Annotated in this window: 15 protein-coding genes; all 15 read left to right on the top strand. The window is 70.5% G+C overall.

What is annotated here, in order from left to right; all coding sequences use genetic code 11:
* Nucleotides 1-4 precede the first annotated feature (4 nt).
* A complete protein-coding gene (locus F603_RS0123865; RefSeq protein ID WP_019548464.1) occupies nt 5-1,876 on the top strand; it encodes a hypothetical protein in 1,872 nt (623 codons plus the stop codon).
* Entirely contained in the window at nt 1,876-2,655 is a 780-nt protein-coding gene (locus tag F603_RS33570; protein WP_026328675.1) for a phage minor head protein, read from the top strand. Before F603_RS0123865 ends, F603_RS33570 begins: the two co-directional genes overlap by 1 nt.
* A 10-nt stretch (nt 2,656-2,665) precedes the next feature.
* The gene (locus tag F603_RS33575; protein ID WP_158678679.1) at nt 2,666-4,114 is read left to right on the top strand and encodes a hypothetical protein; all 1,449 of its coding nucleotides are present in this window, start codon (nt 2,666-2,668) and stop codon (nt 4,112-4,114) included.
* Between the two features lie 216 nt (nt 4,115-4,330).
* On the top strand, nt 4,331-4,546 hold the full coding sequence (locus F603_RS0123880; RefSeq protein ID WP_019548465.1) for an Acb2/Tad1 domain-containing protein: 216 nt from the start codon (nt 4,331-4,333) through the stop codon (nt 4,544-4,546).
* A gap of 100 nt (nt 4,547-4,646) precedes the next feature.
* The gene (locus F603_RS0123885; protein WP_019548466.1) at nt 4,647-6,443 is read left to right on the top strand and encodes a major capsid protein; all 1,797 of its coding nucleotides are present in this window, start codon (nt 4,647-4,649) and stop codon (nt 6,441-6,443) included.
* 92 nt (nt 6,444-6,535) lie between these two features.
* On the top strand, nt 6,536-7,966 hold the full coding sequence (locus F603_RS0123890) for a hypothetical protein (RefSeq protein WP_106431378.1): 1,431 nt from the start codon (nt 6,536-6,538) through the stop codon (nt 7,964-7,966).
* 214 nt (nt 7,967-8,180) lie between these two features.
* Nucleotides 8,181-9,596 (top strand): hypothetical protein, encoded by a 1,416-nt coding sequence (locus F603_RS33580; RefSeq protein WP_019548468.1) that lies wholly within the window; start codon nt 8,181-8,183, stop codon nt 9,594-9,596.
* 12 nt (nt 9,597-9,608) lie between these two features.
* Nucleotides 9,609-10,886, top strand: a complete 1,278-nt coding sequence (locus F603_RS0123900; protein WP_019548469.1) for a hypothetical protein — start codon at nt 9,609-9,611, stop codon at nt 10,884-10,886.
* Nucleotides 10,887-11,238: 352 nt separating this feature from the next.
* On the top strand, nt 11,239-11,769 hold the full coding sequence (locus F603_RS36060; RefSeq protein ID WP_245600886.1) for a hypothetical protein: 531 nt from the start codon (nt 11,239-11,241) through the stop codon (nt 11,767-11,769).
* Nucleotides 11,766-12,287: a hypothetical protein gene (locus F603_RS0123910; protein ID WP_019548471.1), complete on the top strand. Its 522-nt coding sequence runs from the start codon at nt 11,766-11,768 to the stop codon at nt 12,285-12,287. Before F603_RS36060 ends, F603_RS0123910 begins: the two co-directional genes overlap by 4 nt.
* A gap of 145 nt (nt 12,288-12,432) precedes the next feature.
* Nucleotides 12,433-12,834: an HK97 gp10 family phage protein gene (locus F603_RS33585; protein ID WP_245600887.1), complete on the top strand. Its 402-nt coding sequence runs from the start codon at nt 12,433-12,435 to the stop codon at nt 12,832-12,834.
* Between the two features lie 42 nt (nt 12,835-12,876).
* A complete protein-coding gene (locus F603_RS0123930; protein ID WP_019548474.1) occupies nt 12,877-13,332 on the top strand; it encodes a hypothetical protein in 456 nt (151 codons plus the stop codon).
* A complete protein-coding gene (locus F603_RS0123935) occupies nt 13,329-13,889 on the top strand; it encodes a hypothetical protein (protein ID WP_019548475.1) in 561 nt (186 codons plus the stop codon). Before F603_RS0123930 ends, F603_RS0123935 begins: the two co-directional genes overlap by 4 nt.
* A 114-nt stretch (nt 13,890-14,003) precedes the next feature.
* Nucleotides 14,004-16,943, top strand: coding sequence for a phage tail tape measure protein (locus F603_RS0123940; RefSeq protein WP_019548476.1), 2,940 nt, complete (start codon nt 14,004-14,006; stop codon nt 16,941-16,943).
* Nucleotides 16,944-16,946: 3 nt separating this feature from the next.
* Nucleotides 16,947-18,197, top strand: a complete 1,251-nt coding sequence (locus F603_RS0123945; RefSeq protein WP_026328676.1) for a hypothetical protein — start codon at nt 16,947-16,949, stop codon at nt 18,195-18,197.
* Nucleotides 18,198-18,200 lie beyond the last annotated feature (3 nt).

Below are 18,200 nucleotides of genomic sequence, written 5' to 3' on the forward strand. Positions count from 1 at the left end.
CGCGATGGCGTGGTGGAAGCTCCACAAGCGCGACAAGCCCGGCGAGCCCGAGGGAGCAGGCGGCGCCGTCCTCGCCTCGGCCGCTCTCGTCTCACGAGACCAAGTCCGCACAGTCGTCGGGAAACGGGAAGACTGGCAAACGGAAGGGTGGGATTTCTACCGCGCCGTCCCCGAGCTGCGGGCAGGCGTCTCCTGGGCCGCGAACGGCTGCTCGCGTGCGCGCCTGTACATCGGCCGTATCGACCCTGACGGCAGTAGCGAGCCCATTCCCGTCGAAGCCGAGGGCGACGACGAGATCAGTGCCGACCAAGCTGCGGCGCTCCTTGCCCCGCTTCAGGAGCTCGCTGGCGGGCAGCTCGGCCAGTCCGAGATGCTGCGCCGCCTCTCCGTGCTTCTCGACATCCCCGGCGAGTCTTACCTGCTCGGCTACGACGACCCCACATCGGGCGAGCGCCGGTGGCTGGTGTGCTCCCCAAGCGAAGTCACCAGCGCAGCGGGCGGCGCCACGATCCGCGTGCAGCTCCCTGACTCTCCAACGGCTCGGGTCGAGCTGTCGCTGGAGGAGTGCACGCTGATCCGGCTGTGGCGCCCGGATGCCGAGGTAGCGCATCGGCCGGACTCCCCGATTCAGGCACTTCGTGATCCGCTGCGTGAGCTGCAAGGGCTGTCCGCTCACGTGCTCGCGACGGTGGAGTCTCGGCTGGCCGGCGCCGGTTTGATGCTGCTGTCCGATGACGTGGCGCCGGCGACGCCGCAGCAGTCTGACGGGCCGAACCCGCTGCATGCCAATCCGGTCGCGTCCGCGCTGCTGGAGTCGATGGCGACCCCGCTGAAGAACCGCGACTCTGCCGCGGCGATTGTGCCGCTGCTGCTCACCACGCCCGGATCGCCGAAGGACAAGCTCGTCTACGAGAGCTTCGCGACCGAATTGGACGCGAACGTCCTCCCTCTGCGGGAGGCCGCGATCAAGCGGGTCGGAATCGGGCTGGACGTGCCTCCCGAGACGCTGACGGGCATGGCCGACTCGAATCACTGGAGCGCCTGGCTCACCGACGAGACCGGCATCAAGATGCACATCGAGCCCAAGCTGGGCTTGATCGCCGAGGCTCTCACCGAGCGGTACTTCAGGCCCGCGTGGGAGGCGCTCGGCGTCCCGGACCCGGAAAACTGGTGCTGCTGGTACGACACGTCCGAGCTGCGGCAGCGGCCGAACCGCAGTCCCGAGGCGGCCGAGGCGCACTCGCGCGGCGTGCTGTCGGATGCCGCGTACCTGCGCGAGCTGGGTTTCAGTACGGAGGACATGCCAGACGACGACGAGCAGCGCCGTCGCCTACTGCTGCAACTCGCCACCAGTAGTCCGCAGTTGGCGCCAGCCGCGCTGGAGGAGCTCGGCGTACCCCTGCCCGACGCGCAGCAGGCCGCAGCAACGGACGCGGACCGCGCCCCGGTCTCCATCGCCCGCCCCCGCGAATCGAGCGAGGAAGAACCGCCACGGAACGGGCCGCCCGAACTCACCGCCTCTGCGGCTGCGGCTGCGGAGGACTGGCGGGTGTCCTGCCTCGATATGGCCGTGCGCCGCGCCCTGGAGCGCGCCGGGCAATGGCTCCTTAACCGGGGCGGTCGGTCGCTGCGGGGGCAGTATCGGGACGTGCGGCTGCATCAGATCCATGTGCACCTCGGCGTCCAGGCCGAGCAGCTCGACCAGATGCTTCACGGCGCCTACCAACTCTTGTACGACACCATCCCTGGCGATGCCTGCCTGCACCGCGTCGTGGACGACTACGTGCGTGCACTGCTGGTGACCGGGGAGGAGCACCGCCGCGAGTACCTCGCCCGGGCGCTCGCTCAGGCGCAGTGCGAGGGGCAGGTCGCGTGATGGCCGCGGCGCCGGACCCGTGGCTGTCCGCGCGGATGCACGATCGCGCGCGCATCGCTGCCGCCGAGCGTGACCTGGCGCCGGCAGTGCAGGCCGCGGTAGAGGAGTACCTCGCGGAGGTACGTAGCGGGCTCGGGCTCGGAACAGCCCTGACCGCGGCTGGCACGTCGGACGGGGCAGGCCCGGATTGGACAGGGTGGCCGGGCGAGAGCCGGTGGCGGCGTCTCGTGCAGCGGCATATCGCCCCGGTGTGGCGGCAGGTGTGGCTCGGCGCGTACGCGCGTACCGCGCCCGAGGCTCCGGAGGGGGCGGGAGAGGGACGCACGGAGGAGGAGAGCGAGCAGCTCGCCGAGCGGCTCCGCGCGTGGCCGCGCCGGGTGTGGGAGCGCATGCGCACCACGTGGCGTGAGGGGGGCCGGCGCGGGGAGAGTCCTGCGGAGCTGCGGGAGCGGCTGGCCGGGATGGCAACGCTGGAAGAGTGGGACGGGTCGGCGCTGACGATGACGCGGACCGAAGTGATCGGCGCGCTCAACTCGGGATCGCTGCGGGCCGCGATGGACGAGCAATCCCGTACCCGGCGCCGGTGGAAGAAGGAATGGCTCGCCACCGGAGACCACCGCACCCGCCCAACCCACCGGACAGCGAGCGGACAACGGGTGCCGGTCACCGAGCCGTTCACCGTCGGTGGGTCCCGGCTCCAGTTTCCCGGTGATCCGCGCGGGGCGGCGTCCGAGTCGATCAACTGCCGCTGCTCGATGACCCTCAGCCCCGGAGAGTAGGAGACCTGCTGTGCTCATCCCCTGGACTTCAGCCCTTGTGGCCGCCGCGTCCCCGGCGGTCGATGTCGCTGACGACGGCACCTGGACCGGCACGATCGCGCTCGTCAACGAGTGGAGCGCGGACGGCCGCATGCTAGCGCTCGCCGACGGTGACGAGATCGACGTGCGTCCGCTGCCGCTGCCGGTGACCGTGCAGTACGTCACCGGTCCTCGCCACGATGGCGCCACCGTCGGCCTCATGACGCTCGATGAGGTGTGGCGCGACGAGTCGCGGGTGATGGGCGGGGGGCGCATCGACATGGACGATCCGGAGGGTGCCGCGCTCGCCCGGAAGATCACCCGCGGGTTCTTCCGGTTCGTCAGCGCGGACATCGACCGTGCGGACGGCCGCGTGGTGTGCGTCGGCGAGGACGGGCAGCCCAGCGACGACTGCGAACCGGACGCCGAGCCCGCAGAGCTGTACACCCAGTGGCGCATCATGGGCGCCGCGCTCCTCGCTCATCCGGCTTTCCCGGAGGCGCAGATCGGCATGGCCGAGCAGCAGACCGGCGAAGATGTGCCGGACGCCGGCGACCAGGACGAGTTCCAGTGCGTGCGCCCGGGGGTCGACGGCGGCTGGGTGCCGGCCGACTGCGAAGAGGAAGGCGCCGTGCCCGCGAACGAGACCGGAGACGGGCCTGCCGACCCGGCAGACGCGGTGGTGGCCGCAGCATTCCGGCGCGAGGGGTGGGAGCCGCCCACGGACTGGTTCCGGGCTCCGGAGCTGGCGGACCTCCAGCCGGTGACGGTGGACGAGGACGGCCGTGTGAGCGGTTATCTCGCGGCGTGGGGCGTCGAGCACCGCTCCTACCCGGGCCGCGCAGTCACACCGCCCCAGAGCCCGAGCGGGTACATGCTGTTCAACTCCCGTCCCTTCGCGACCTCGGAGGGCCTGGTGGACGTCGGGCTCATCACGATGGGCACCGGGCATGCCGCACTCGGCCTCACGCGTCAGGCGGCGGCCGAGCACTACGACCACACGGGCACGATGGCGGCCGTCGTGCGCGCGGGCGAGGACTCACGCGGGATCTGGCTCGCGGGCGCCGTGCTGCCGGATCTGTCGGACGAGCAGCGGCTACGCCTCAGCCTCAGCCGGTTCTCCGGAGACTGGCGACAGGAGGGCAGCGGCCTGGAGCTGGTCGCCGCCTTGGCCGTCAATACGGAGGGCTTCCCGGTGCCGACCAAGCGCCGCACAGAGCAGGGGGATTACGCGCTCGTCGCCGCTGGAGCACTCCCCGCCACCGCGGGGCCGGCGGGGCCAGACATCGCCGCACTCACGGACGCAGTGCTCGCGGAGCAGGCCCGTCGAGAGCGTGCCACAGCAGCCACCGCCCGCGTGCAGGGCGCTCGGGCTGCCATGGCAGCCCGCCGCATCCGTGCTGCGCGCGCACCTCGACTCACCACTACACGGAGGGACTGACATGGGATGCAACTGCGGCGGACGCGGGGGCGGTCGCGCCACCCGACCCGGTGCTGCCGGCACTGTGTGGCGCCACACCGACAAGTACGGCGGCCGGGTCGATTACGCATCCGAGTCCAGTGCTCGCGTCGCACAGCGAGCCCGGGGCGGCACTATCGCCCAGATCGACCCCCGCACAGGCGCCACCATCACCCCGAACGCGAAGGGACGCTGACCATGGGCTACAACCTGGACATTGCCAACCGCTTCACCTACCACCCGCCGCAGAACGGCCAGCCTGAACGGTACGAGCGCCTGCGCGCGGCAGGTCGGGAGTTCGCGGAGCTGCTGGTCGAGCTGTGCCCGTCATCTCCGGAGCTATCGCGTGCAGTAGCGCACGTGGACGAGGCAGTGATGAACGGGAACGCAGCCATCGCCCGCCACGACGGATGACCTCGGCGTACGCGCCCCTACCCTGACGCGCAACCTATTGCTCTGCTGGCTGCTGTGGGCCGGGAGCTGACGACGACCCCCTATCAGAGAGGGGCGAAGCGTGAGCTTCCTCGATGACGTCCTCGCCAAGCTCGGCGAGGCCCCAGCAGACCAGCACGCGGACATCGTCCGTCAGGCCATCGCCGACGCCGCCGAGCTGAATGCGGCCGACGTCACCGCCGAGGTGCTGCGCCGGTTCGACGCGGCGACGGAGGGCGACGGGCCCGCCAGCGACGAGACAGTAGCCGTGCTGGAGCACCTCGCAGCCATTGCTGACGGCGTGACTGAGCATCAGCAGGCCGCCGATGAGCGGACGCAGCGCGCCGCGGACGCCGCCGAGCGGCTGCGCAACCTCCCGTCGCCGACGGACAGCGATGAGCCGGAGGCGGAGCCGGATGAGGACCCGCAGCCGGACCCGGCCACCCCCTCGGAGCCGGTCGCCGAACCGGTGGTAGCCGCTGCGCGGCCGCGCGCTCCGCGCGTCCCGCTCGGCATGCACTCCGCCACCCCGCCCGCGGCACCGTCCACGGACGGTCGCACCGAGCACACCCTCATCGCCGCCGCCGACGTGCCCGGCTACTCGACCGGCCAGCAGCTCGACGGTCTGAGCGACTTCGGGCACGCGTGGGAGCAGCGCATGATGCCGCTGATCACCACTGGCGGGCGGGGCGGTGGCGGCCGTCAGCGCGTCGGCGTCGCCCGCATCCGGCGTGACGTGCCGGAGGCATTCGCGATCCGGGACGACTCCGAGGCCGACGCGAAGATCAAGGCAGCCACCGACGAGCAGCAGTTGTCGGGCGGGTCTTTGGTGGCGGCAGGCGGCTGGTGCGCGCCGTCCGAGACGCTGTATGACCTGTGTGACCTGCGGATCACGCAGGATGGCATGGTGGATCTGCCGACCGTCACCGCCAGGCGTGGCGGTATCCGCTATCCCGCAGATTTCGACTGGGCAGCCATTTTCGGCGCCTGGGACACCGTCGGATTCCACCAGACCGAAGCGGACGCCATCGACGGCAAGGAGAAGCCGTGCCTTGAGGTGCCGTGCCCGGACGACTTCATCGAATGCCGTCTCGATGTCGACGGCGTGTGCCTGCGCACCCCGATCCTCACCGAGCGCGGCTGGCCCGAGCGCGTCGCTCAGTTCACCGAGGGCGTCCTCGCGATCCACGCGCACAAGCTGAACGCGTGGAAGATCGCGCGGATGGAGGAGCTGAGCACGGCGGTCACCATGCCGGCCCCCGCGGCTCCGGACCCGTCCTCCGCGGTCGCCGACCCGCACGGCCCCGGGCTGGTCGAGGGCGTGCTGAGCATGCTCGAACTTCAAGTGCACTACCAGCGGTACCGCGAGCGCCTCTCGTCCAACGCCACGCTGGAGATGCTTGCCCCGATCTGGCTCAAGCCCATCCTCAAGAGTGACCTGCGGAAGAAGCAGGCCATCGAGCGCCGTTGGACGGTCGCGGACGGCGACATCGACAGCTACCTCCGGTCGGTCGGCGTCTCGCCGCAGTGGGTGTACGACTGGCAGGACGCCTACGCCGACCAGGACGAAGCCGGTTTCGGCGGTGGCACGGTGCCGACCGTGTGGCCGGACGAGGTCAAGGTCCTCCTCTACCGGGCCGGTTCATTCTTCCAGCTCCAGGCCGACGTCATCTCGCTCGACGGGGTGTACGACCACGCCTCGCTGACGCAGAACATGTACACCTCGCTCTTCACCGAGGAGGGCATCCAGGTGTGCATGCGCTGCGGCGTTTCCTATGTGGTCACCATCCCGCTGTGCGCCAACGGCTTGTCGGGCGGGCTCCAGACGGTGACCTGCGCTGCCGGCGGCGGTGGCGACGACGGCGAGGACACCCCCTGATCCGGTAGCCCGGGGCCGCTCCGGCGCCCCTCCCCCTTTTGGTGCTGTCGAGCACCGGCCCCGGGCTGCCTCCCCCATGCTGCGGAGGCGCATTGAGTACCCCTGTTCCGGGGCGCGTGGAGGTAGACGCGCCTCCCCTCACGCCCTACACCTACGGCCTGCTGTCCGTTGCCGAGGTCGTCACCGGTGACGGCCGCTGGCAGATCGGCGGCGTCGAGTACGAGACGGACGCGTGCGCGCAAGGCGGGCGCGTGGAGGGCTCCTGCCCGGTACCGGTCGGTGAGCCGGAGACGGCCACCCTCACCGTGGAGCCGGACGCCGAGCAGCAGATCGGCGTGAGCGTCTACCCGGCGTCCGACACCACGCCCAGGCAGGTGCGGCTGGTGGCGGATGAGGCGCTGTCGGGGCCGGTCACGGTCACGCTGTCCGGGCCTGAGGCGGCGCCTGCGGCGAGCGTGGATGAGGACGCGTCGCAGGGCCGCACCGTCGTCCTCGCCCTCGACAACACCGCCCGCGGCGGCACGATCAGCCGCACGCTGGAGCCGGGCGCGAGCGAGACGCTCACCCTCGCCGAGGGCGACTGGACCCTCAACCCCTGCGGGGGCGGGTTCGTGATCCCGCTGGAGGAGACGGACCCGGATACGGCTGTCGCCACCTGCACCCTGGAGCAGGGCGTGACCGTCACAGCCGGCGAGGACAACCCCGACTCCCTCACCTACCAGGTGGGTGAGGAGGCTGGCGGCACGCTCGCCGCGGGCGAGACCGCAACGCATGTCCTGCCAGCCGGCTCCTACCGCGTGGCCGCGCAGGCGGCAACCGGCGAGCAGGCCACCGGCACGCTCACCCTGCCCGGCGAGGACAGCGTCACGCTGACGGTCACCACAGCCGCCCCCACCAGCCACGACAAACCACTCGCCGAGGGCCTCGACTGGGTGTCCGGCGGTGGCCCGTTCACCGTCTACCACCGCGCCGAATGCTCCACTGTCGCGTTCGAAGAGGCGGGCATGCGGGCCATGGCGCGGCTGCGGCTGGTCGAGAACCGCGAGGTCGAGCGCGCGTTCTCTCTCCAGCTCGCCGCGGTCGAGGCACGCCAGCCCCTCGGCGAGGAGGCGGTGCCGCTGCCGGTCGCGCTCGGCGCGCTGGAGGCAGACGCGGCGCTGCACTACGCGGGCCAGCCCACGCTGCACGCCCCGCGGTGGACGCAGCCGTACTGGTCGACGGCACGTCTGGTCTCCCAACAGGGGCCTGCGCTGCGCACCGAGCTGGAATCCCCTGTGGCGCTTGGCGGCGGCTACTACGACGACCCGTCGGCGCCCGGAGACCCGGACCCGGCCGCAGGCGAGTTCTGGCTGTACGCCACCGGCACTGTGCGCGCCCACCGCGGACAGCCGTTCGCGCACGAGGTGGTGGACCCGCCCACCAACACCCGCATGGCGATTGCGGAGCGCACCTATGCGCTCGATCACGACTGCTACGTGGCAGCCGTGCTCGTCTCCGTCGCTCCCGCAGGGGGTGGCGAGTGACCGGCATGGACTGCCCCCGCTCGGGCCGGGCCGGCGATCTGGTGCGCCGTGTCCAGCTCGGCCTGCGCCCCACGGTGCGGGCCGGGGCGCAGGTGGCGGGCGGTGAGCGTGCCGGGCTGGTGGTCCCCTTGCACGCCCCGCCTGCCATTTCGCCCGCCGGCCGCCGCTCTGTGCGGCGCCGCCGCGCCACATCTACTACGAAGGAGCCCTGCTGATGGCGTGCCCCTCTCTGCTGCGCGGCACGGCGCTGCGCGCGACCCGTCTGGACGCCTGCGGGCGGCCGGCGTATGGCGACTGCAACCAGGTGGTAAGCGACGGATTCGTGACCGTCTCGATGTCGGCCGAGACCGAGGAGGGCGAGGACATCTCGGTCACCAAGGCCAACGGCAAGACGTGCATCAGCGAAGCCGGGTGCGAGCAGCTCTCGTACCACTCGCTGGAGCTTGAGTTTTGCGAGGTCGACCCTGACCTTGTGCAGATCATGAACCCCAGCTTCGAGATCTACCGCGACTTCGACGGCAACGCGATCGGCTGGGACGAGTCGACGGAGCTGCGGTGCGATGTCGGCTACGCGCTGGAGCTGTGGACCGACGTGTACGCCGCCGAGGACGCATGCAGCGGCGCGGGCTCGCAGGGGCAGTGGGGCTACTTGCTGCTGCCGTGGGTCATCGGCGGCGCGAGCGGGGACTTGGAGATCACCAACGACGCGGTCAGCTTCAACTTCACCGGGAGGACCAAGACCGGAAGCGGCTGGCGGAAGGGCCCGTACAACGTTCAGGCTGGCGAAGGCGGCGTGCCGGGGCCGATGCTCAAGCCGATCGGCCCGAAGACGCCCAGGCGCTTCTTCGTCACCACGATCCGGCCGCCCGAGCCGGAGTGCGGCTGCCAGCCGGTGGACCGTCCTACTCCGGACCCGGCGGACCTGTACATCACCGGGCAGGCGAACGACGCCGACCGCAAGACCGTGCGCTTCCGGGCGGACAACCACGGTTTCGGCCCGCTCATGGTCGACTGGGGCGATGACTCCGACCCGCAGGAAGTCGCTGACGGGGCGTGGGTGACGCACGTCTACGACACCGACGGCGAGTACACGATCCAGGCGTGCGACAAGGAAACACCGGTCATCTGCGCCGAGCGTGAGGTGACGATCCCGCTGCCGGCCGACGAGCCGACGCTGAAGCTGACGGCGGAGAACGCCGACGACCCCTATGAGGTGACAGCCACGGTCGGGCTGCCGTCGCAGTCGGACGGCACTGCGCTGATCGACTGGGGTGACGGTAGCGAGCCGGAGGAGATCAAGGCCGGTGAGGACGGCAGCGTCTCCGTCACCCACAAGTACAGCGTGCCCAGCGTCTACACGGTCAGTGTGCGGCGTGGGGACATCGACACCTACCGCACGCGCGAGGCGATCCTCGTCCCCGCCGAGAACCCCGGCCCGACGCCGGATGGCCCGAAGGCGACCGCATCTGCGGACCCTGATGACTCGTCGGGCCGCACGGTCGTCCTGGACATCGACAACACCGGCGGCGACGGCCCCACCGACCCCGACGAGGGACCAGAGGTTGAGGCTGCCGCCGACCCCGCCGACGCGTCCGGCCGGACTGCCGCACTCACCATCGACAACGCCTGAGGAGACCCGACTATGGCTGACACCACGATCGACTGGGGCGACGGCTCCCCCGTAGAGGACGGCCCGGAGAAGGGCACTGTGTCCCACACCTACGAGGAGGACGGTCCGCAGACGGCGACCGTGTGCGACGCGGAAAATCCCGACGCCTGCACCGAGGTGGAATTCGAGATCCCGTTCCCGGTGGAGGAGCCCACGGTGACCGCCGAGGCGGACCCGGAGGACGAGACCGGCCGCACGGTCGCGATCACCCTCGCTGGATTCCCCGAGGACTCGGCAGTGTCCGTCACCTGGGGCGACGACTCGGAGGCGGAGGAGCTGGCCGCTGGCACCACCTCGGCCACACACGCCTACGGCGACGGAGTGGAGGGCGAGCAGACCATCACTGCTACCTCCACCTCGGACGAGTCGATCACCGCCACCGCGACGTTCACCCCGGAGCCCCTGCCCGCCCCGGAGCCGTCGGTATCGGCCGAGGCGGACCCTGACGACGACACTGGCCGCACGGTCGCGATCGAACTCGCCGGCTACCCCGAGGATTCGGCAGTGTCGGTGGACTGGGGCGATGGCACCGAGGCGGAGGAGCTGGAGGCCGGTACCACGACCGCGACGCACGCCTACGGCGACGACGTCGAGGGCGAGCAGACGATCACCGCGACGTCTGCGGGGGACGAGGAGATCACTGCGTCTGCGAGTTTCACGCCGGAGCCGCTGCCGGCGCCGGACCCGACGGTGATCGCGAGCGCGGACGAGTCGGACGAGACCGGCCGCACCGTTGCGATCGAGATCTCCGGATTCCCCGGGGACTCGGCGGTCTCGGTGGACTGGGGTGACGACTCGGACGCCGAGGAGCTCGCCGCTGGCACCACGACTGCCACGCACGCGTACGCGGCCGGCGTGGAGGGAGAGCAGACGATCACGGCCACGTCCACGGGAGACGAGTCGATCAGCGCGACGGCGACGTTCACTCCCGAGCCGGCTCCGGAGCCCGAGCCGTCGGTGACCGCCGAGGCCGATGCGGACGACGACACCGGCCGCACCGTGACAGTCACGATCGCCGGATTCCCCGAGGACTCCGCGGTGAGCGTCGCGTGGGGCGATGACACCGAGGCCGGGGAGATCGCGGCCGGCGAGACGACCGCTACCCACCAGTACGCCGAGGACGTGACGGGCGAGCAGACCATCACCGCCACGTCCGCCGCCGACGAGGAGATCACCGCCAACGCGACGTTCACCCCCGGCGGTGACGCCGCAGGGTTCGCGCCGCGCTCCTCCAAGCGCAAGCGCAAGTAACCCCCGGGGCCGCCCCACACACGGGGCGGCCCCGCACACCCCTGGGAGGCCGGTCATGCCGGATCAGGTACTGGACGGGCCGTGCGGCCCGTGGCCGCTCGACACGTCCTGCTGCCCCGGCTGGCCAGATACCCCGGCCGAGTGGACCCCCGAGCAGCAGGCGGCGGCGGAGATCGCGACCGAGGTGCTGTGGCGGCTGACGGCGGGCCGGTATGGGCTGTGTGAAGAGCTGATCCGGCCGTGCCGGCGAGGCTGCGATTCGCCGTACTCGGGGCCGGAGTCGCTTCTGCGGCCGGTCCTCGACAGCGGACGTTGGTACAACCGCCCATGCGGATGTGGACCGTCGGGCTGCTTGTGTACCCCGCTGTGCGAGATCTACCTGCCGGGCCCGGTCCACTCGGTGGTCGCAGTCAAGCAGGACGGGCACGTGGTGGACGCGTCCGGATACGTCCTGCACCACACCGCAACGGGCGGACAGCTCGTCCGGACAGAAGGTGAGTGCTGGCCCGACTGCCAGCGGCTGGACCGTCCGGACACCGATCCGGACACCCTGTCCGTGCGGTACCTCCGCGGCCTGGAGGTACCCGCTGCCGGACGTCGCGCGGTGGGCCAACTCGCCTGCGAGATCGAGAAGCTGTGCTCAGGGAGGCCGGGCGGCTGCGCACTGCCGACCGGCGTCAAGTCGGTGACGCGGGAGGGCGTGTCCTACGACATCGTCCCGCCCGGCGACTGGTCCGAGACCCTCCAGGCGCACATGCCGCAGGTGTGGGCGTGGGTGCAGATGGTGAATCCGAAGCAGCACCGCCAGCACGGCGCCGTTTTCAGCCTTGATCTGCCGCCCGCTCCAGTCTCAGCGCGCTACCGGCCGGGGGTGCCCCAATGACGACCCCCGCTGATGTGCTGCTGCCGCCGGATGCGGACCCGCGGCTGGGGCCGGTGCTGTCCGGGCTGACCGCGTGCCTGTGCGCGGCGCTGGCCGAGGGTGGCCGGCCGGCATGCGCCTGTTGCCTGGTGTGGGGTGACTCGCCTCCGGCGCAGGATTTCTGCGCGTGCGACTGCGACGGCGGGCACGGGCAGGCGTGGGTACGGGTGGTGCGGCAGGACCCCGTGGTGACCGAGCAGCGGCGCCGGCGCTGCCAGACGTGGCGGATGCAGACCACGGTCGAGCTCGGCGTGGCTCGCTGCGTCGCGGTGGTCGCCGAGGACGGGCAGTCCGCGCCGACGTGTGAGCAGCGCGAGGCCGACGCGTGGGGGCTGGTCCTCGATCAGCGGCTGCTGCGGGAGGCCGTGGCGTGCTGTGACGCGCTCGCGGACGTGCAGGTGTGGCCGGGGCCGGTGGCTCCGATGGGGCCGCAGGGCGGATGTGCCGGTGTGACGGTGCAGATCACGGTGGAGGTGTAGCGGTGGCCGGGACGACAGCGATCGTGTGCGTACTGCTCGGCGTGTGCGGCGTGGCGGGCACGGCTGTGCTGGCTCGGGCGCGGGTGGAGATGGCGCGGATTCAGGCGCAGGTCGATCGGCGGAGGCGGTAGTCGTGGGCGTGCGGGTGGACGTATCGATCGACGAGGCCGCGCTGGCGCGGGTGGTGGACGACGTGGTGGACGACGTGACAACTGCTGTAGCCAACCGCGCCCGCCAGCGTGCCCCGGTCGATCAGGGCCGGCTGCGCGCGTCGATCCGGTCGGAGACTCGGCGCCGTGGGTCGCGGGTGGTCGGCGAGGTGTGGTCATCGCTGGAGTACGCGGCATACGTGCACGAGGGCACCGGTATCTACGGTCCGTCTGGGCAACCGATCCGCCCGAAGCGGGCCAGGTTCTTGTCGTGGGAGCAGCGCGGAGTGGGCCGGGTGTACGCGCGGCAAGTGCGCGGGCAGCGCCCGCAGCCGTGGCTGCTGGAGGCGCTGCGGGATGTCTCGCCGTGGCCGGTGGAGCAGACCGCCCGGTACTGACCCCTACCCTGCCCACAACCACCAGATGAAAGAGGACCCACCATGGCCACCGAGTTTGTGATCGACGGCGACGCTGGGCATGACCCGGAACGCCTCCCGCCGGTCTCTGTGCGCATCGACGGCGAGGTCTACCAAGCCCACTGCCCGAAAGATTCGATCGGTCTGCTCTACGCGGACTTCGAGGAGCGTGCTGACGACGCTAGCGCGCAGCGCGGGATCACGGAGCAGACTCTCCGGATGATCCTCGCTCCAGAGGACGCCGAGGCGGTCATGGCCAAGGTCCTGGACATGGGCAATCGCCGGGTCGGCGTCTCGTACGTCATGGATCTGGCGCAGAAAGTGATGCGGCATTATGAGCCCCAGCTCCAGCAGCAGCGTGAGGAGATGGGAGTAGCCGAGCCGCAGAACCGCGCCCAGCGTCGCAGCGCGGCGAAGCGGGCGCCGGCGAAGAAGGCCGCAGCCAAGAAGACGGCTACCAAGAAGCCTGCCGCCCGGTGAGGTTCGGCCCCGCCGCTCCGGGGCCCCTGGTCATCCGCATTGACGGCGATCCGTACACCCTCCTCGTGCCCGACGGGCGCACCCTCGCGGGGATCGCTGCCGCTGGGCAGTGGCCGCAGCTCCTACCGGGGCTCCTGGCGGACGATGACCGCGCCGAGGTCGATGCTCGTCTCCGTGACCCGCTCGACCCGCTGGGGATGTACGCCTGCTGGCGCATCATCCTCGGTCTTGCGCCGGAGCTGTACGGTACGGACTGGTGGGCCGCCTCCCGACTGTGCGCATTGGCTCAGGAGCGGTGGCAGGACTGGTCCGCCTGGTGCGTGAAGCACGGGCTCGACGCGGATACCGCGTCCGCCCACCGGATCGTCTCCTCGGTATGGGGATGGATGAGCGACGGCGCCCGCGAGGACAGGGACCTCCACAAGATGGAGCGGACGATCTTCGACCCGCCGCCCGAGCTCCGCCGGACCCGGACCGCCGTCCCGAAGGGCTTCTCGGAGGCCGAGATGGCGGCGCAGGCACGGCAGATCGCGGCCATGGCCGGCGACGACGAGTAGCTGACGAGGCGCGGCGTACGCGCCCCTACGCTCCAGGGCGACGCCGCTGGCTGGTGGGCCGGGCACCCTGCACTCCGTGACCTCGGGGTGCCGCATGCCCGGAGGTGCTAGCCCGTGCCGCAGGTCGGCCGCACCTCCGTAGAGATCGAGGCGGACACCGCCGCCTACGCCGCCAGCCTCCGCCGCGACCTCGCCCACGCCGGCCGCACCGGCGGGCAGGCGATGGACGACGCGATCCAGCGGCAGGTCCGCGATACAGGCCAGCACGTGGCGCGGCGGATCGGGCGGGACGTCACGCGGACGCTGGCCCGTATCCGCCCGAAGATCCAAGTGCAAGCCGACATGAAGCGGTTCGAGCAGCAGGTGCGCTCCGCGACGCGGCTGCGGCCGGTGTCGCTACCCGTCACGGCGGACATGCGGTCGCTCCGCCGTTCGATCACCGGCCGCGGGGGATCAGCTCAGGTCTCCCTGACACCGGAGACCAGTGGACTCGGCCGGGAGGTGCAGCGGGCGGTCGGCCGGATCGGGCCGATCACGATCCCGATTCAGGCCGATGCGAGTGCTTTTCGGGCCTCTCTGCGGTCGCTTCCGACTCCGTCCCCGGTGATGGTCCCGGTGCGGGCCGACACGTCGGGCGGCGGGCTGCGGGTTCCGCCTCCGCCGCCGGTGCCAGTGCGGGCGGATACCGGCGGTGTGCCGAGCGCGATCTCCGGCGCGATCTCCTCGGGGGCGGCGGCCGGTGTGGCAGCGGCGGCGGCCGTGCTCACGGCTGGCCTGAAGGGCGCTATCGAGACCATTGAAATTTCGGCGAGTTTCGAGGCCGAAATGAATAAGGTAAAGGCTCTGACGGGTACGGCCGGGGCGTCTTTCGAGTCGCTCAACGCGAAAGCGAAGGAGCTAGGGTCTAGCACCAAGTATTCCGCGGCGGAGGCCGCAGGCGGCATGCAGGAGCTCGGCAAGGCGGGGCTCTCCGCAAATCAGATCCTTGCGGCTGTGCCCGACGTCCTGAACCTTGCTACGGCCGCCGGTATCGACATGTCGGACGCAGCCAATCACATGACAAACGCGATGGCTGCTTTCCAGATCCCCGCGAAGGATGCGGGGAAGGTGACCGACGAGTGGGCTGCGATCGTCTCCAAGGCCAACGCGGACATTCCCGGGCTGGCCGCCGGTCTGGCGAACGTGGGCGCGGCCGCTTCGCTGGCAGGCTTGTCGCTGGCTGACACGTCGCGGGCGCTGGCGACGATGACGGATGCCGGTATCCCCGCCGCGGACGCCGGTACGGCCCTGCGGAATGTGGTGGACGGTCTCAGCAAGGGGGGTGGCGAGCTCGACAAGGTATTGCAGAAGAACAACATCGCGCTGAAGGATTCCGCTGGTAAAACGCGACCTCTCGTCAAGGTTATCCGGGATCTTGCGACGTCGAATATCAGCGCCGCCGACTCGCAAAAGGTTTTCGGGATCGAGGGCAAGAAAGCTCTCGATGTCATCGGCTTGAACATCGACAAGTTCGATCAGCTCGGCAAGGCCGCTGATAATTCTTCCGGGGCCACGCAGAAAATGGCCGACATCATGGGCTCGGGCGCCCAAGGGTCAATGGCCAATTTCAAAGCCGCACTCGAAGGGCTCGCCATCACCATCGGTGACACTGGCCTGCTCGCCGGATTCACCAAGGTCACCGAGTCGCTCAGCACCTTCGTGCAGGCCCTCTCTGCCGGGGACGCCGGCCAGATGCGGGAGATCGTCGCCGGGTGGGTGGACTCGCTCGGCGCCTTCGCGGACATGGCAGTGGCGAAGATCGCGGAGTGGGCACCGAAGGTGATCGCCGCCATGTTCAAGCTGGGGCAACTGGTCGGGAACAGCATCGACCGGTGGGGCCCGCTACTCCTGAAAGCGCTCGGGGGCCTCGCCTCGATCACCTCGGCTGTCGCCGTGTTGCTGACGACAATCTTCGTGGGGGTCGCCGCCTCCCTCGGCGAGCAACTGCTGGGGCTGGTCCAGGGGGCGTGGGGTCACGTCGCCGACTTCTTCACCGAGACGATCCCAGGGTGGGCGGCCTCACTCGGGTCACTGCTGATGGATGCTCTGGGCTCGCTGGGCGAGGTGATCGGCGGCGCGCTGGGCGCGGCGTTCGAGGGCGTGGTGGGGTTCTTCACCTCGCTGCCCGGGATGATCCTGTCGGCGCTCGCAGCGCTCCCCGGGCTGCTGCTGGACCTCTTCGTCAACGCGGTGGCCGGACTGGGCATCGTGATCATTACGGCGCTGGTCGGTATCGCCGCGATTTTCTTCAAGCTCCCGACGATGATCGCTAACGCACTGGTCAGCCTGGGAGCCCTGCTAATCGGAGCTTTCAGCAGGGCGTTCAGCGCGGCACTTTCGGCGGTGACCTCGTTCATCTCGTCCGCCGCCTCGTTCTTCGCGTCGCTTCCGGGACGTATCGGCTCGGCGCTCGCGACACTGCCCGGGCAGGTGGTCCGGTTCTTCCGGTCTGCGGGGACGAGCGCCCTTGGCGCAGCACGGTCGTTCGGGTCGAGCGTGGTGTCGTTCTTCGCGTCGCTTCCGGGACGTATCGGCTCGGCGCTGGCGTCGCTGGGAGGGCGGATCGCGGGGGTCTTCCGCAGTGCAGCCAGCAGCGCGCGCAGCGCGGTGTCGTCGCTGATTTCGGGCATCGTGTCCGCGTTCACGTCTCTGCCTGGGAAGATCATTGCCGCGATCGGCGACATCGGCGGCCGCATCATCAGCAAGATCAAGTCCGGGTTGCCGTCCGTCGTTCAGAAAGCGCTGCCGTTCGCTGACGGCGGGATCGTCACCGCCCCAGTCATGGGCCTGGTCGGCGAGGCCGGACCAGAGGTCGTCATCCCACTCTCCCGCCCCCGCCGTGCCGCTGAGCTCGCCGAGCAGTCGGGGCTGCTGGACATGCTCGGGAGGCAACGCGGCACCGGTGGTGGTGGCGCGCAGATCACGAACAACTGGAACATCAACAGCCGGATGTCAGACCCGATGGTGCTCGCGCAGCACCTCCAGGGCCGCATCGCCGTCGCGGCGGGGGTGTAGCCGGTGCTCGCGGACTACATGGACCTCGCAGGGACAGAGATCGTCAACTCCGCCCGCGCAGCGGTGTATGCGGCTGCGCGGGGAGTGCCGGTGCAGTGCGACCCATGCCCCGACCTGCCCGCGGCTCTCGGGGACATGCCGTATGTGGACCCGGCAACGGACGAGGCGCCGTGGTACGACCCGGCGGTTCCAGAATCGTCAGGGGTGTTCGGCGTCCTCGCGCTCGGCGTCGCCGGATTCGACTCGTCGCCGATCACACGCGAGCCCACTCAACTCGTGGGCGACGGCGCCGTAATCGGCGCCGCGCGTCGGGAGCACCGCGAGGTGGCGTACACGGTGCTGCTGATCACGGTAGACGAGTGCGCCCTGTCCTACGGGCTGGAGTGGCTCGCCTCCGCGCTCCAAGGCTCCGCGTGCGGCGGCTGCGCCGGTGACGAGATGTGCGTCTTCTCCTGCTGCCCCGTAGACGGGGAGAAGGAGTTGCGGCACCTGTACGACGTGGGGCTACTGGACGGGCCCGAGGTGACCGACACGCAGTACCTCGGCAGCGGCGCAGTGCTGGCGACGGTCACGTTCTCCCTGGCGGCGGGGACGCCCTACATCTACCGGGAGCCGCTCGACACCGGCCAGCCCGACGAGGGGTGGGTGCCGCTCGGCGGCGGCGACATCGTGGGTCCGGTCGACCCGGATCAGGTGTACCAGCGGTGTCTGGAGCCGAAGCCGTGCGCGGTGGACCCGCTGTGTCCGCCTCCGCCGCTACCTCCTGCGCCGCCGGCGCCCAGGTCACCGTGCTATGCCACGGGAGTAGGGACATTCCGCCGGACGCGGATTGCGGTGTCTCCGCTCGCGCAACCGCAGTGGCTGGAGACGGTGCCGGTACTGGAGGTGCGTGCCGGAAGCACCGCCATGCGCCGGTTGTTGGTGCGGTTCTGGCAGAACCCGCAGGGCGGCAACTGTGAGGGGTCTTTGGACCCGTGCGCGGCCTGCACCGACATCAACGTCAGCTACCTGCCGCGTGGATCGACGCTGCGCGTAGACGGGCGGGTGCGCCGCTCAGTGGTGGAGTGCCCGCAGGTCCCCATCGGCACGGCCACGTCGACACCGACGATCTACGGGCCCCGCGGCGGCCTGTACGAGTGGCCCACGTTCCCGTGTCCAACGGGCCTGTGTATCGAGGTGTGGTCCCAGGAGGACTACACGGCTCCGGACGCGACAGCGCGAGTACTGCTGGTCCCCCGATCGGATGTGGGGTGACCC

Origin of the sequence: Streptomyces sulphureus DSM 40104 (assembly GCF_000381025.1) — a bacterium.
GTDB classification, from domain to species: Bacteria; Actinomycetota; Actinomycetes; order Streptomycetales; family Streptomycetaceae; genus Streptomyces; species Streptomyces sulphureus.

Coding starts and splice junctions, on each gene's coding strand:
- F603_RS0123865 (WP_019548464.1), top strand. CDS start 5: ATGGCGTGGTGGAAGCTCCACAAGCGCGACAAGCCCGGCGAGCCCGAG.
- F603_RS33570 (WP_026328675.1), top strand. CDS start 1,876: ATGGCCGCGGCGCCGGACCCGTGGCTGTCCGCGCGGATGCACGATCGC.
- F603_RS0123880 (WP_019548465.1), top strand. CDS start 4,331: ATGGGCTACAACCTGGACATTGCCAACCGCTTCACCTACCACCCGCCG.
- F603_RS33580 (WP_019548468.1), top strand. CDS start 8,181: ATGGCGTGCCCCTCTCTGCTGCGCGGCACGGCGCTGCGCGCGACCCGT.
- F603_RS0123900 (WP_019548469.1), top strand. CDS start 9,609: ATGGCTGACACCACGATCGACTGGGGCGACGGCTCCCCCGTAGAGGAC.
- F603_RS0123910 (WP_019548471.1), top strand. CDS start 11,766: ATGACGACCCCCGCTGATGTGCTGCTGCCGCCGGATGCGGACCCGCGG.
- F603_RS0123930 (WP_019548474.1), top strand. CDS start 12,877: ATGGCCACCGAGTTTGTGATCGACGGCGACGCTGGGCATGACCCGGAA.